The organism is Nitrosovibrio sp. Nv4 (assembly GCF_900215485.1).
GTDB lineage: Bacteria > Pseudomonadota > Gammaproteobacteria > Burkholderiales > Nitrosomonadaceae > Nitrosospira.
Genome location: NZ_OCMZ01000001.1, coordinates 836,647 through 850,501, shown reverse-complemented (window position 1 = coordinate 850,501; position 13,855 = coordinate 836,647). Strand labels below are relative to the sequence as shown.

Sequence of the window (13,855 nt, the reverse complement as noted above, 5' to 3'; positions counted from 1 at the left end):
CCTGCCCTGCATAGGGAATCCTGAAACCCGGACAAGATGGAAATGGCCCCGCGGTTTTTCAGGCATGGCCCCAGTCTTCTGACGCGACTGGTGTTTTTTGTAATGCTGTCATTAGTGCTGATGGCAGTTGACGCCCGGCTTAAATATCTCGCCGAAATTCGTCAAACTTTATCTGTCCTGGTCTACCCGCTGCAAAAACTGGCCAACGTACCCAAAACGCTCTATGACGGAGTAAGCGAATTTTTCTTCAGCGGCCACCTGGCCGAGGAAAACGCAAATCTCAAGCAACAGCATCTGCTCGACCGGGGGAAGCTTCAGCAGTTGCGGGCGCTGGAGACGGAAAATGCGCAGTTGCGCAAACTCCTGGAAGCCGCGCAGCGAGTTGAAACCAAAGCGGTGATGGCTGAAATCCTGCGCGTGCCGCATGATCCGTTTAACCGCAAGGTCATGCTTGATAAGGGCAGCCAAAGCGGAATTCAGCCAGGTCAGGTCGTGGTGGACGACATTGGCGTAGTAGGGCAGATTACCCGAGACTATCCATGGGCCTCTGAAGTTACGCTTATCACGGACAAGGATCACTCCGTGCCAGTCCAGGTAGTGCGCAACGGGCTACGCTCCGTGGTTTCGGGCACGGGAAAGGACGGCGCGCTGGAATTACGTTATCTGGCTGTCAACACCGATATTCAGGAGGGCGATACGTTGGTGACTTCCGGAATAGACGGCGTTTACCCACCTGGTCTTCCCGTCGCCGTCGTGTCGAAGATCGAACGTAACTCCACTTATGTCTTTGCCCGCGTTACCTGCATACCCGTTGCGGGAGTGGGCCACAACCGTCAGCTGCTGATACTGTCCATGCAGACGCCTGTTACCGAAATCCCGGTGGAAGCGATCGAGCTGAAACCCGAGAGCAGGAAGCGATAAAAAGTGGCATTCGCCGATCATCCCAGACAGGAAATTCTACTGCCTGTCAAACGCTCGTTCATCGCACTTACTTTCATCGTCGCGCTGGTGCTGAATCTGATTCCGCTGCAGAATGTGGCGCTGGCGGCGTGGCCCGATTTTATCGCACTGGCGTTACTTTACTGGTGTATCAGCCAGCCGCAGCGTATCGGCATCAGTATCGCTTTCGGAATGGGCCTGTTAATGGATATTGGCGACGCCAGTACATTCGGTCAGCATGCCCTGGCGTATAGCATAATTGCTTTTGTAGCGCTGGTGCTTCACCGGCGTTTGAGTAACTTCGGCCCGATGAAACAAGCTCCCCAGATAGGATTGATATTGATTGCGGGACAATTCATCATACTTCTGACAGGGCTGCTGGACGGTTCCCATTTTCCCGGATGGGATTTCTTTCTTGCTAGTGTTAGCGGCACTTTGCTGTGGCCATTTCTCTCTTCCATGTTGAGGATACCGCAGAAGCCAAGGTCTGATACCGATGCCCGATGAACCGTAAAGTAGAGCTTCGCAATCACCCGCGCGAGCAGCACAATTTCCGGTTGCGGCTTGCTGTCAGCGCCGGTTTCGTGCTGTTACTGTTCCTGCTGCTGTTTGCGCGTTTTTTTTACCTGCAGGTATCACAACGCGAGCATTATCACACCCTTGCGGAAGCTAACCGGATATCCATTGCGCCTATTGTGCCGAATCGGGGCCTGATTTTTGACCGCAACGGTCAAGTATTGGCGCATAACTACTCAGCTTACACTCTTGAAATTGTGCCGAGCAAGGTTGGAGATCTCGAGTCTCTCATCAACGAATTATCCACTGTCGTCGAGATAGCCGCGAGAGACCGCAAGCGTTTCAAGAAGCTGATGGAGGAGAGCAAGAGATTTGAAAGCTTGCCCATCCGAACCCGTTTATCGGATGTGGAGGTGGCCCGTTTCGCCGCCAACCGCTATCGCTTTCCCGGAGTGGAAATCAAGGCGCGTTTATTCCGCCAATATCCAAAAGGCTCAAGTGCATCCCACGTGGTGGGCTATATTGGCAGAATTAATGACAAGGATCTGGAACAACTGGAAGCCAACGATGACCTGGCCAATTATCGAGGTTCCCAATACATGGGAAAAATCGGTATCGAGCAGAGTTATGAAAAGGAATTGCACGGTACGACCGGCTTCGAGGAAATGGAAACCGACGCAGCCGGACGGGTGATAAGGGTAATATCCCGTACGCCGCCGATCTCGGGCAATAACCTGACGCTATCGCTCGATTCCAGATTGCAGGAGGTTGCAGAAAAAGCATTCGGGGACCGGCGAGGTGCGCTGGTAGCGATTGAGCCTGCCACCGGTGACATACTCGCCTTTGTCAGCAAACCGGGGTTCGATCCCAATCTGTTTGTCGATGGCATCGACTCCGAAAACTGGGATTTGCTGAACAATTCCATTGACAGGCCCCTGAACAACCGCGCGTTGCGAGGACTGTATCCGCCAGGTTCAACATTTAAACCGTTTATGGCGCTTGCCGGCCTGGAGCTGAAAAAGCGCTGGCCCCAGCATTCAATCAATGACTCGGGGTACTTCAGCCTCCCGGGGAGTACACACCGTTTCCGTGATTGGAAGGCCGGAGGCCACGGTATTGTGGATCTGCACAAATCCCTGGTTGTGTCATGCGACACATACTACTATGGACTTGCCAACGACCTGGGCATCGACAACATCTTCAATTTTGTCAGCAAGTTCGGGATGGGGAAAAAAACGGGAATTGATATCGCGGGCGAAGCATCCGGCCTGCTACCCTCGCAGGAATGGAAAATGAAGCGGCACAAGCAGAAATGGTATGCGGGCGATACCATCTCCGTTGGGATAGGCCAGGGTTATAACCTCGCCACACCGCTGCAACTGGCTTTTGCTACTGCGATATTGGCCGGCAATGGCACAGCGTTTCGTCCGCATGTGGTGAAGCAGGTTCTGAATAACAATAATGAGGTGGTGCGCGAAATTGCCACACATCCCTTGTATACGCTCGATCTCGATCCCGCTAATCTGCGGGCGGTGCGTGATGCGCTCGTAGACGTAACCCGGCCCGGTGGCACCGCAGCGCTCGCCGGCGAGGGCGCCGCCTATTCTTTCGCAGGAAAAACCGGGACGTCGCAAGTGATCGGAATGAGGCAAGGGGAAAAATACGTGGAAAGCAAGGTACGGGAGCGGTTTCGTGATCACGCGCTGTTCATTGCCTATGCCCCGGCCGAGAGCCCGAAAATTGCGCTATCCGTGCTGGTGGAAAATGGTGGGCACGGCGGTGCTACCGCAGCCCCTATCGCAAGGCTGGTGATGGATTATTACCTGCTCGGCAAGCTGCCTGAGGAACCCGCGGCACCGGCCGTCGAGCAGGTGAATGAAGAGGGCGAGCATGATTGAACCTCTGCGTTTATGGAACTACCTTACGCGTTACGTGGATGGTTTTCTGCTATGCGGAATATTGTTACTGATGTTGACCGGCCTGTTGACGCTTTATAGCGCAACCGATGCGAACCTCAATCGCGTTACAAACCAGGCAATCAACATGCTGGTAGCACTTGGCATCATGTGGCTGATTGCCAATATCCCGTTACAGCATATCATGCGTATTGCATTGCCCCTATATGTAACCGGCCTTTTCCTGCTGCTTGGTGTCGCGCTGTTCGGCGAAATCAACAATGGTGCGCGGCGCTGGCTGAACATCGGCGTGACCCGTATTCAACCTTCCGAATTGATGAAAATAGCGGTACCCCTGATGATGGCCTGGTATTTCGATAAACATGAGGCCGCCTTGAGGCTGAGAGATTATGCGATAGCAACATTGCTGCTGCTACTTCCGTTATTGATGATCTTGCGTCAACCGGATTTAGGCACTGCCTTGCTTATCGCATCCAGCGGCTTTTACGTATTGTTTCTAACGGGACTGTCATGGCGCATCATGGCTACATTATTCCTCGCCGGAGCGGGAAGCCTGCCGCTGCTATGGTCGATGATGCACGATTATCAGCGCCGCCGCGTGATGACGCTGTTTGATCCGACTCAGGATGCACTGGGCGCAGGATACCACACCATTCAATCCATCATTGCCATCGGATCGGGGGGCGTTCTGGGCAAGGGGTGGCAGCATGGAACCCAGACTCATCTCGATTTCCTTCCCGAGAGAAGCACCGATTTCATCTTTGCGGTATTTTCGGAGGAATTTGGACTGATCGGCAATTTGTTGCTGTTGCTGTTATATCTGCTGGTTATAGGTCGCGGCATGGTTATCGCTGCCAATGCCTCCACCCAGTTTACTCGTCTCATTGCCGGCTCGATTACGCTGACGTTCTTCACTTATATTTTTGTCAACATGGGCATGGTCATCGGCATCCTTCCCGTGGTCGGGGTACCGCTGCCCCTGATCAGCTATGGCGGCACGTCGATGGTGACAATGCTGCTGGGATTTGGTATTTTGATGAGCATTCAGATGCATCCCAAGCTGGTGAAGACGTGAAGAACGCTGATTCAGAATCAAGAAACGTGCCGAATCGTGCACTCCTTCCAGGGCGATGGATTACGTGGATCATCGCGGCGGGAATTCTCGTTTTTGCCGGGGGCTGCGGCACGATCCTGAAACAGGATAAGAAGGGAAAAACATCCTCCACAACATCGGGGTTATTTGGCATTACGCAAAAAAAAGGCGGCTATTATCTGGACGATGGCCCCGGCGATAATCCGCCGGCAGATCTGGCATCCATTCCCGATGCCGTCCCTCGCGATGAACCCCTGCGGCAAGCCAACATGCGGCCTTACGTTGCGCTAGGGAAATCGTACACACCGATGGCCGGCCTTGGATCATACAAAGCGCGCGGAATCGCTTCATGGTATGGCCGCCGCTACCATGGACAGAAAACCGCCTCGGGCGAAGCTTATGATATGTATGGCATGACTGCCGCGCATACCATCTTGCCAATACCCAGCTACGCCCGCGTCACCAATATCAGGAATGGAAAATCCGTAGTGGTACGCGTCAACGATCGGGGGCCATTCCTGTCCGACCGGCTCATCGATCTTTCGTACACTGCCGCTTACAAGCTTGATGTGCTCGGTGGCGGCAGTGCATGGGTGGAAGTGGAAACCATCCTGCCTGGCCAGAGTCCTGCCTTGCAAATAGGGGAAGCGCCGGCACTTGTCCCGATTTCAGGCTCCGCTCGTAATCCCGCCACTGCCTCCACTTCTTCCTCCATACCTGCCTCTATCCCGGAAAAAATCAGTCCTCCGCAGTCGCTGGGCATAGAAACCCAAAAAGGAGATGCCAAGCTGGATTTGATTGAGACTGCCTACCTTCCCGCGCAATCTGGCACATCGGTATCCACTTCCCTAGACACGCCTGCTATAGAGGAATCTCGCGGAATCTATCTGCAACTAGGCGCGTTCAGCGTCTATGATAACGCCGATAATTTCCTCGCACGCATGCGCAACGAGCTTCCCTCATTGATCAACTCCCTCAGCATTATCGCAAGAGATGGCATGTTCAAAGTTCATGCCGGGCCTTATGCCGATCAGATCAGGGCAAGACAGGCGGCGGATAGGATCGCTCAGACTCTCTACATTAAACCGGTATTGCTGATCCGGTAGTCTGTATGCAGGCGGCCAGTCGGCTTCGCGACCAAAATACTTCGGCACATCCGGAACGCGCAGGACATGACATTGGGCTAGTAATGAAAACAGGAGCAGTTCGGTGGCCGGATAGCAAAATCTCCGTTCACTTGATAGAATTGGCCTGTCCTCTTCAATTAATTCCGTCCACCACTCTTCTCAGGATTATCCATGACCACTAAAAATTTCTATCCAGCCAAAAAGATCAGCACGTTTTATCCGCCACAGCGTACTTTGATGGGACCAGGTCCGTCCGACACGCATCCTCGAGTATTGTCCGCGATGGCCCGCCCCACGCTGGGTCATCTCGATCCAGTATTCACGGATATGATGGAGGAACTGAAAAGCCTGCTGCGTTACGCTTTTCAAACATCCAATCTGCTGACTTTTCCTGTTTCCGGCCCAGGCTCGGTCGGGATGGAAATGTGCTTTGTCAATATGGTCAACCCTGGCGACAAGGTGATCGTCTGCCGCAACGGTGTATTTGGCGGGCGCATGATCGAGAATGTGCAGCGCTGCGGCGGTACCGCAGTGGTCGTGGAAGACAAGTGGGGAGCACCGGTTGACCCGCAGAAGGTGGAAGACGCATTGAAACAGAATCCCGATGCGAAGATCGTCGCTTTTGTCCACGCCGAGACATCCACCGGCGCGCTGTCTGACGCAAAAACACTTTGCGAGATCGCTCATCGCCACAATTGCCTCACTATTGTGGATACGGTCACTTCGCTGGGTGGTTCCCCCCTCAAGGTCGACGAATGGAAAATCGATGCGATTTACTCCGGCAGCCAGAAATGCCTGTCCTGTCCGCCGGGCCTGTCGCCCATCAGTTTTTCGGAGCGTGTCGTGGATCTGGTCAAGAATCGCAAAACAAAAGTACAAAGCTGGTTCATGGATTTGAACCTGCTGTTGGGGTATTGGGGAACCACTCGCACATACCATCATACCGCTCCCACCAATGCGCTTTACGCATTGCACGAATCACTGGTGATGCTGTACGAAGAAGGGTTGGAACATTCCTGGGCGCGTCATCAGCGCAACCACATCGCGCTGAAAGCAGGACTGGAAATTCTCGGCATGAAATATCTGGTAGAAGAAAAATCACGTCTGCCACAGCTCAACTCCGTGCATGTGCCGGAAGGCATAGATGAGAAGGAGGTTCGCCGTCGGCTGATCGCTGACTATGATCTCGAAATCGGCGCCGGCTTGGGCGATTTCGCGGGCAAAATCTGGCGTTTTGGCTTGATGGGTTATTCGAGCAGGATCGAAAATGTAATGCTTTGCCTGGGTGCGCTGGAAACCGTATTTTCCGATATGGGGGTAAAAATCGAATATGGCGCTGCGGAATCCGCAGCGCATTACGCCTATGCCGCCAACCCACTGCCGGTGGAAAGTAAAAGTTCTGCCAAGGTGGCGGCTTGATTAGTTGAGCAGGTAAAAGAACTTCGGAACAAGCCTCCGCTTTTGCCAGCGGGGGCTTGCCGGGGCAATGGTGGTTTATGTAAGCATGGCGTAGCCAAAGGCGGAGACGAGGCGCGGGTGACTGGTCTATATGGTGTAATGCGCCTTGTTTATTACACCCTGCAACTCTCCTGCAGCTCTTACAACTCTTGGGCCATTCAAGTCTTATCCCGTGGTCTTACAATCCCAGCCGCTGCCAGATCGTCGTCGTCAACCCTGCCGAGTTCAAGGTATAAAAATGCAGTCCCGGTGCGCCTGCACTCAGCAATCGATCGCACAGATCGGTTACGATATCCAGCCCGAATGCGCGTATTGATGCACTGTCGTCTCCATAACTTTCCAGCTTTTTTCTGATCCAGCGGGGAATTTCAGCGCCGCAGGCGTCCGAGAATCTTGCGAGCTGGGAAAATTTGTTGATGGGCATGATGCCGGGCACGATGGGGATATTGATGCCCATCGCTTCGCATGCGTCAACAAAACTGAAGTAGGCATCCGCATTGTAGAAATATTGCGTAATAACGGAGTCGGCCCCAGCTTCAACCTTGCGCTTGAAGTTCTGCAAATCTTTCTGCACGGAATCAGCCTGTGGATGGTATTCAGGATATGACGCAACATCGATATGAAATGCGTCGTCAAACTCCTTGCGGATGAATGTGACCAATTCATTGGCGTAGCGAAATTCCCCACCCTGTGCCATGCCTGAGGGTAGATCGCCTCGCAGCGCGATCACGTGGCGAATACCCCCATCGCGATATTTTTGCAACATGGTCCGGATGTTTTCGCTGGTTGCGCCAATACAGGAAAGATGGGGCGCAGCCACATACCCCTCTGACTGGATTTCCAGCACCGTTTCAAGGGTTCGATCGCGCGTCGATCCCCCTGCGCCAAAGGTCACTGAAAAGAACTTTGGATCAAGTTGCGCCAGTTGCCTGCGAGTGGCCCGCAACTTCTCGATTCCCTCCGCCGTTTGCGGTGGAAAAAACTCGAAGCTGAAGGTGGGAGCGAATTTTTTTTGTGATTCCATTTTAGCTAGCCCGAATATTTCACGCGGTCGTGAATGATGGCGGGGCAGAGTCGCCAGTCAATTGGCGGATCCGTCGTCACCCCAGGTCCATAATTGAGTTGGAAGCGAAGCAGGGACGCGAAAACACCGTAAAGCCCAGCATCGGCGAAGGTGGGGTGGATAGACTGGATTTCCGTATTCCAGCCCTGTTGAGCCCGACCCCCTATTCCCCTTATTCATGCCGTTACGGCAATCGTCGAGGCTGATCTGATGAAATACGTGGACCTGCCGCGGCACGCGCGGAGAAGATAAAAGCTTTATCCGCCATTTACCTGCTCCGGCGCCGCCGCAACCTGAAAGCTAGTACCGATACATTGCAGGCTTGTACGGTCCGTTTTTGTCCAGGTTCAGGTAGCTCGCTTGCTCCTCGGTCAATTCGGTGAGTTTTACACCGAGCTTTTTGATGTGTAGCCGCGCTACTTTCTCGTCGAGATGCTTGGGCAGTACATAAACATTCTTCTGATAGCTGGCACCATTTTGCCACAACTCCATTTGTGCCAGCACCTGATTGGTGAACGAACTGGACATGACAAAAGAGGGATGGCCGGTCGCACAGCCCAGATTCACCAGTCGGCCCTGGGCCAGTACAATGATGCGTCGGCCTGTCGGGAAAATGACGTGGTCCACCTGTGGCTTGATATTTTCCCACTGATATTTCTGTACGGACGCAATATCTATCTCGGAATCGAAATGGCCGATATTGCACACGATAGCCTGGTCTTTCATTCTCAGCATGTGGTCATGGGTAATAACGCGCAGATTGCCAGTGGCGGTGACAAAGATATCGACCTGATCGCAGACTTCGTCCATGGTAACTACGCGATAGCCCTCCATTGCCGCTTGCAGTGCACAAATCGGGTCTATCTCTGTTATCCATACGGTTGCGCCGAGACCGCGCAGGGATTGGGCACAACCCTTGCCTACGTCGCCGTAACCGCAGATCAGCGCTATCTTGCCGGCGATCATGACATCGGTGGCCCGTTTGATCCCATCGACCAGCGACTCACGGCAACCATAAAGGTTATCGAACTTGGACTTGGTGACCGAGTCGTTGACGTTGAACGCCGGAAACGGCAGTTCACCTTTTTTCTGCATTTCGTACAAACGGTGAACGCCGGTAGTGGTTTCCTCCGTTACGCCACGAATGCTGGCGCGCTTGCTGGAATACCAGCCAGGACTGGTACTCAGCCGCTTCCGGATGGCCGCAAACAAGGCATGTTCTTCCTCATTGGTGGGATTGGCAATAACTGACGAATCGCTTTCCGCTCTGCTACCGAGAATAATCAGCAATGTTGCGTCGCCGCCATCATCCAGAATCATGTTGGGGGCGCTGCCTCCATCGGACGCGCCATCTTCGGATGGCCACTCGAAAATACGATGGGTATATTCCCAGTAGTCATCCAGCGATTCGCCCTTGTAGGCGAACACTGGAATGCCTTCCGCGGCAATGGCTGCCGCGGCATGGTCCTGGGTAGAAAAAATATTGCAGGAAGCCCAGCGCACTTGTGCACCCAGTTTGATCAGCGTTTCGATCAACACTGCCGTCTGAATGGTCATGTGGAGCGAACCCGCAATGCGCGCGCCCGCCAAAGGCTTTGTGTCAGCGTGTTCTTCGCGTAACGCCATCAAACCGGGCATCTCTGTTTCGGCGATGGCAATTTCCTTGCGTCCCCATCCCGCCAACGACATATCTGCAACTTTATAATCGGAAAATTCGTTACTCGTGGGTGTAGAGGCGGATGCGGATGCGGATATAGAACTGAGCACAGCGTTCATAAAATAATCTCCTAAAAGATGAACGAGCGCCGTTGTTGCGATCCTCCCCTGCCGAGCCTCGCGGGACTGTGCCCGTTGCAGCGCTCCTCGGCCTGGAAGGGATTGAAGCTAACTTTGAAAACTTACGCCTGAAGGCTTATTGTCTGTTCCATTGCGGCTTCGATTCCCGCTTCGGCACGCAGTTGGGCGGCTTTATCTGTGGCCTCCCAGGTGAATTCCGGTTCATCCCGCCCGAAATGGCCATACGCAGCGGTCTTCTGGTAAATCGGGCGCAGAAGATCGAGACCATGAATAATGCCACGCGGACGCAAGTCAAAATGACGCTCGATCAGCCTGACGATTTCCTGGTCGGAAATCTTTCCTGTCCCGAAAGTATCGACCATCAGTGAAACCGGACGCGCCACTCCAATAGCATAGGCCATCTGCACTTCACATCTGCTGGCAATACCAGCCGCAACGATGTTCTTGGCCACGTAACGCCCCGCATAGGCTGCGGAACGATCTACCTTGGATGGATCTTTGCCCGAGAAAGCGCCACCGCCGTGATGCGCCGTCCCGCCGTAGCTGTCCACGATAATCTTGCGCCCGGTCAGGCCGCAATCGCCCATCGGGCCGCCCACAACGAAGCGTCCTGTGGGATTGATGAGGTAACGAGTCGCCCCATTCAGCATTTTTTTTGGAATCACCGGCTTGATAATTTCTTCGATTACCGCTTCGCTCAGTTGCTCGTGGGGAATGTCGGGGTGATGCTGGGTAGATATCACCACTGTGTCGATCCGTTGTGGTTTGCCATTCAGATAGCGCACCGAAACCTGCGACTTTGCATCCGGACGCAACCACGGCAAGCGCCCATCTTTTCTCAGTTCCGCCTGTCGCTCCATCAGGCGATGGGCATAATAGATGGGCATCGGCATCAATTGTGGCGTTTCATCGCAGGCATAGCCGAACATGAGACCCTGATCGCCCGCGCCCTGCTCCATCTCTTCTTCCTTCGTGCGGTTGACCCCCTGGGCGATATCGGGAGATTGTTTATTGAAGGCCGTCAGCACCGCGCAGGTATGATGATCAAAGCCGATATCGGAACTGTTGTATCCGATACGTTTGACCGCCGCACGCGCAACCTGCATATAGTCAACATTGGCCTCCGTGGTGATTTCACCCGACATTACAATCAAACCGGTACTGCACAGCGTCTCGCAGGCAACCCGTGCATTGGGATCCTGTGCCAGGATGGCGTCCAGGATTGAATCGGAAATCTGATCAGCCACCTTGTCGGGATGACCCTCGGACACGGATTCGGAAGTAAAAAGATATTCGTTCATGTTGTCCCAGCCATTTTTAGTCGTAAAGGACTGTAGAATACCAAATTACGCGCGCATTAAGAAGACGAAATAACGGGGTGAATGATATTCCGCTTTTTATGCCTCGCGTCGATCTCCTTTCGGCTATTGTTCATGAAACTCAAATTCACCAAAATGCATGGCCTGGGCAATGATTTCGTTGTCATTGACGGCATACGACAATTGGTTTCCCTCAATGCCAAACAATTGAGCCATCTTGCGGACCGTCATTTGGGCGTTGGCTGTGATCAGATTCTGCTGATAGAAACAGCGGAAGGCGATGCTGATTTTCGCTATCGCATATTTAACGCCGATGGCGGGGAAGTGGAGCAGTGCGGCAATGGCGCGCGCTGTTTTGTTCGCTATGTGCATGACCGCGGCATGACAACCAAGAATGAAATTCGGGTAGAGACACTGAGCGGCATTATTATTCCCAGATTGGAGCCAAATGGGGAAGTTACCGTCAATATGGGTGTACCGAGATTTGAGCCGCGAGAAATTCCTTTCGTTGCCGAGAAGCGTACGCTGACTTATCCACTCGATATCGACGGCAAACAATTGGAAATCAGTACCGTATCCATAGGCAACCCGCATGCAGTGCAATTGGTGCCCGACATAGATCACGCTCCGGTATTGACGGAAGGTGCGCTGATTGAGCGCCATCCGCGTTTTCCTCAACGAGTGAACGCCGGCTATATGCAGGTGGTCGACCGCCATCACATCCGGTTGCGGGTTTATGAGCGGGGCGCTCGTGAAACGCTTGCATGCGGTACCGGCGCGTGTGCCGCCGTGGTGGCGGGAATCCAGCGTGGGCTACTGGAATCATCGGTGAAAGTCAGCTTTCGGAATGGAGATTTATTTATCCGGTGGGAAGGTGAAAATGAACCGGTCTTTATGACCGGCCCCGCAGTCGCCGTGTTTGATGGAGAGATCAACTTATAGGATGCAGACAGGAAGAAACATGAAATTCAGTTCGGAAGAAGTAGCCCAATACCTGCGGCAACATCCCGAATTCTTCGAGGAATATGCAGATATGCTGGCGGAGATTCAGGTGCCCCATCCTCACGGCGGCAGAGCCATTCCTATCAGCGAACGCCAGATTGTCGCGCTTCGGGATAAAAATCGCATCCTGCAGGACAAATTGGGCGAATTGATCAGATTTGGTGAAGAGAACAGCGCTATCACCGAAAAAATGCACCGTCTGGCCGTTGCGCTACTTTCTTTCAGCCATCTGGCTGATTTTCTGCATGGTCTGAACTTTCATCTGCGCGAAGATTTTTCCGTACCTCATACGGCGCTACGATTGTGGAATAGATCGACCGAAGGTCCGGCACTACCGGAATTAGCGCCAGTCAGTCCTGATGTTCACGTCCTGGCCGAGGGCCTGTCGCACCCTTACTGCGGTCCACATATTCTGGACGAGATTAGAAGCTGGTTTGGAGAGGAGGATGCCGCTCGCCTGCGTTCTTTCGCGAAGGTGGCTCTGCGGACTGATCAAGTCGCCGGCCTGCTGGTAATGGGCAGCGAGGATCCTCAACGATTTTATGTAAACATGGGGACAGTTTACCTGACGCAGCTTGGTGAACTGGTAAGCGCCGCATTGGCACGTTTTACGCAGGCTGAAGGTTAGGAAGAAGCGAAGGACAAATATGACATCCGTTAACGGTCATTCCGAACTTGCCTCTGCCTATCTCTTCCATCTTTCCAGGGAACGCCGTTTATCACCGCTTACCTGCGAAAGCTACGCGCGCGATATTGGTGTGCTGTTAAAGCATGTACAAGGAACGAAGAAGGAAGCGGAAACAGGAGCATCGCTCGATCAACTCCAGATTCATCATATCCGCCGTTTTGTCGCCCAACTTCATGCGGCCGGCTTTTCCGGCAGAAGTCTGGCCAGAATGTTATCGGCATGGCGCGGCTTTTACAAATACCTGGCACGGGATCATGGCTATGCATGCAATCCCTGCGCCGGAATACGCGCCCCAAAATCCCCGAAACCCCTACCTCGCACGCTTTCGCCTGACGAGGCGGCGAAGCTGCTGGAGTTCCCTATCGACGACCTTATGGCATTGCGGGACAAGGCCATGTTCGAGCTATGCTATTCGTCAGGTTTGCGGCTGGCAGAGCTCGCCAGCCTGAAACCTGGAGATTTGAGTCTGTCTGAGGGAACGGCGCGTGTTACCGGCAAAGGCGGAAAAACCCGTGTCGTGCCCGTGGGCAGTAAAGCAGTGCTGGTTTTGCGCCAGTGGATGATACAGCGTGAGACGCTGGCGAAACCCGGCGAGGCAGCGCTGTTTCTGTCCCGATACGGCAGAAATATCAGTCACAGATCCATTAGTCAGAGGCTCAAAATTCTGGCGGTACGGCAGGGAGTCAGCGTCAATATCCATCCCCACGTGCTGCGGCATTCATTTGCGTCGCACCTGCTGCAGTCAAGTGGGGATTTACGGGCGGTCCAGGAAATGTTGGGACACGCCAGCATCAGCACCACGCAGATTTATACTCATCTTGATTTTCAACATTTGTCAAAAGTCTACGATGCCGCCCATCCGCGGGCCAGGAAGAACGAAAGGAGCTGACTTCCGGTAACCATTCAGTTTGTATTTTCTCTGCGAATCAGCGTTATA

Annotated in this window: 12 protein-coding genes and 1 riboswitch; of the genes, 9 read left to right on the top strand and 3 right to left on the bottom strand. The window is 53.5% G+C overall.

Features of this window, described 5'->3' with window-relative positions:
* The first annotated feature begins 42 nt into the window (after positions 1 to 42).
* The 6 genes from mreC to CRO05_RS03765 all read left to right on the top strand — a co-directional run bounded on the left by mreC (position 43) and on the right by CRO05_RS03765 (position 7,010).
* Positions 43 to 921, top strand: a complete 879-nt coding sequence (mreC, locus tag CRO05_RS03790) for a rod shape-determining protein MreC (protein WP_339389920.1) — start codon at positions 43 to 45, stop codon at positions 919 to 921.
* A 3-nt stretch (positions 922 to 924) separates the two neighbouring features.
* Positions 925 to 1,446 (top strand): rod shape-determining protein MreD, encoded by a 522-nt coding sequence (gene mreD, locus CRO05_RS03785; RefSeq protein WP_097065878.1) that lies wholly within the window; start codon positions 925 to 927, stop codon positions 1,444 to 1,446.
* On the top strand, positions 1,443 to 3,353 hold the full coding sequence (gene mrdA / locus CRO05_RS03780) for a penicillin-binding protein 2 (RefSeq protein WP_097065877.1): 1,911 nt from the start codon (positions 1,443 to 1,445) through the stop codon (positions 3,351 to 3,353). Before mreD ends, mrdA begins: the two co-directional genes overlap by 4 nt.
* Positions 3,346 to 4,446 carry a rod shape-determining protein RodA gene (gene rodA / locus CRO05_RS03775; RefSeq protein ID WP_097065876.1) on the top strand — a complete coding sequence of 367 codons (1,101 nt, stop codon included), beginning with the start codon at positions 3,346 to 3,348 and terminating at the stop codon, positions 4,444 to 4,446. Before mrdA ends, rodA begins: the two co-directional genes overlap by 8 nt.
* Positions 4,443 to 5,570, top strand: coding sequence for a septal ring lytic transglycosylase RlpA family protein (locus tag CRO05_RS03770; protein WP_369831585.1), 1,128 nt, complete (start codon positions 4,443 to 4,445; stop codon positions 5,568 to 5,570). Before rodA ends, CRO05_RS03770 begins: the two co-directional genes overlap by 4 nt.
* Positions 5,571 to 5,762: 192 nt before the next feature.
* Complete coding sequence (locus CRO05_RS03765; RefSeq protein ID WP_097065875.1) at positions 5,763 to 7,010, top strand: alanine--glyoxylate aminotransferase family protein; 1,248 nt, start codon at positions 5,763 to 5,765, stop codon at positions 7,008 to 7,010.
* A gap of 217 nt (positions 7,011 to 7,227) precedes the next feature.
* Here CRO05_RS03765 and metF read toward each other — a convergent pair whose 3' ends face one another.
* The 3 genes from metF to metK all read right to left on the bottom strand — a co-directional run bounded on the left by metF (position 7,228) and on the right by metK (position 11,210).
* Positions 7,228 to 8,073, bottom strand: coding sequence for a methylenetetrahydrofolate reductase [NAD(P)H] (gene metF, locus CRO05_RS03760; protein ID WP_097065874.1), 846 nt, complete (start codon positions 8,071 to 8,073; stop codon positions 7,228 to 7,230).
* A 339-nt stretch (positions 8,074 to 8,412) separates the two neighbouring features.
* A complete protein-coding gene (gene ahcY, locus CRO05_RS03755; protein ID WP_097065873.1) occupies positions 8,413 to 9,888 on the bottom strand; it encodes an adenosylhomocysteinase in 1,476 nt (491 codons plus the stop codon).
* Positions 9,889 to 9,905: 17 nt separating this feature from the next.
* Positions 9,906 to 9,983, bottom strand: a riboswitch (S-adenosyl-L-homocysteine riboswitch).
* Positions 9,984 to 10,010: 27 nt separating this feature from the next.
* Positions 10,011 to 11,210, bottom strand: coding sequence for a methionine adenosyltransferase (gene metK / locus CRO05_RS03750; protein WP_097065872.1), 1,200 nt, complete (start codon positions 11,208 to 11,210; stop codon positions 10,011 to 10,013).
* 132 nt (positions 11,211 to 11,342) lie between these two features.
* Here metK and dapF point away from each other — a divergent pair, with 132 nt between their 5' ends.
* From dapF to xerC, 3 genes are read left to right on the top strand one after another with little or no spacing between them, the layout of a single operon-like run.
* Entirely contained in the window at positions 11,343 to 12,170 is an 828-nt protein-coding gene (gene dapF / locus CRO05_RS03745; protein WP_097065871.1) for a diaminopimelate epimerase, read from the top strand.
* Between the two features lie 19 nt (positions 12,171 to 12,189).
* On the top strand, positions 12,190 to 12,858 hold the full coding sequence (locus CRO05_RS03740; protein ID WP_097065870.1) for a DUF484 family protein: 669 nt from the start codon (positions 12,190 to 12,192) through the stop codon (positions 12,856 to 12,858).
* Between the two features lie 19 nt (positions 12,859 to 12,877).
* Complete coding sequence (xerC, locus tag CRO05_RS03735; RefSeq protein ID WP_097065869.1) at positions 12,878 to 13,807, top strand: tyrosine recombinase XerC; 930 nt, start codon at positions 12,878 to 12,880, stop codon at positions 13,805 to 13,807.
* Positions 13,808 to 13,855 lie beyond the last annotated feature (48 nt).

Excerpts from the sequence above, each read along its gene's own strand:
- mreC (WP_339389920.1), top strand. The coding sequence starts at position 43 with ATGGCCCCGCGGTTTTTCAGGCATGGCCCCAGTCTTCTGACGCGACTG.
- mrdA (WP_097065877.1), top strand. The coding sequence starts at position 1,443 with ATGAACCGTAAAGTAGAGCTTCGCAATCACCCGCGCGAGCAGCACAAT.
- rodA (WP_097065876.1), top strand. The coding sequence starts at position 3,346 with ATGATTGAACCTCTGCGTTTATGGAACTACCTTACGCGTTACGTGGAT.
- CRO05_RS03765 (WP_097065875.1), top strand. The coding sequence starts at position 5,763 with ATGACCACTAAAAATTTCTATCCAGCCAAAAAGATCAGCACGTTTTAT.
- metF (WP_097065874.1), bottom strand. The coding sequence starts at position 8,073 with ATGGAATCACAAAAAAAATTCGCTCCCACCTTCAGCTTCGAGTTTTTT.
- ahcY (WP_097065873.1), bottom strand. The coding sequence starts at position 9,888 with ATGAACGCTGTGCTCAGTTCTATATCCGCATCCGCATCCGCCTCTACA.
- metK (WP_097065872.1), bottom strand. The coding sequence starts at position 11,210 with ATGAACGAATATCTTTTTACTTCCGAATCCGTGTCCGAGGGTCATCCC.
- dapF (WP_097065871.1), top strand. The coding sequence starts at position 11,343 with ATGAAACTCAAATTCACCAAAATGCATGGCCTGGGCAATGATTTCGTT.
- CRO05_RS03740 (WP_097065870.1), top strand. The coding sequence starts at position 12,190 with ATGAAATTCAGTTCGGAAGAAGTAGCCCAATACCTGCGGCAACATCCC.
- xerC (WP_097065869.1), top strand. The coding sequence starts at position 12,878 with ATGACATCCGTTAACGGTCATTCCGAACTTGCCTCTGCCTATCTCTTC.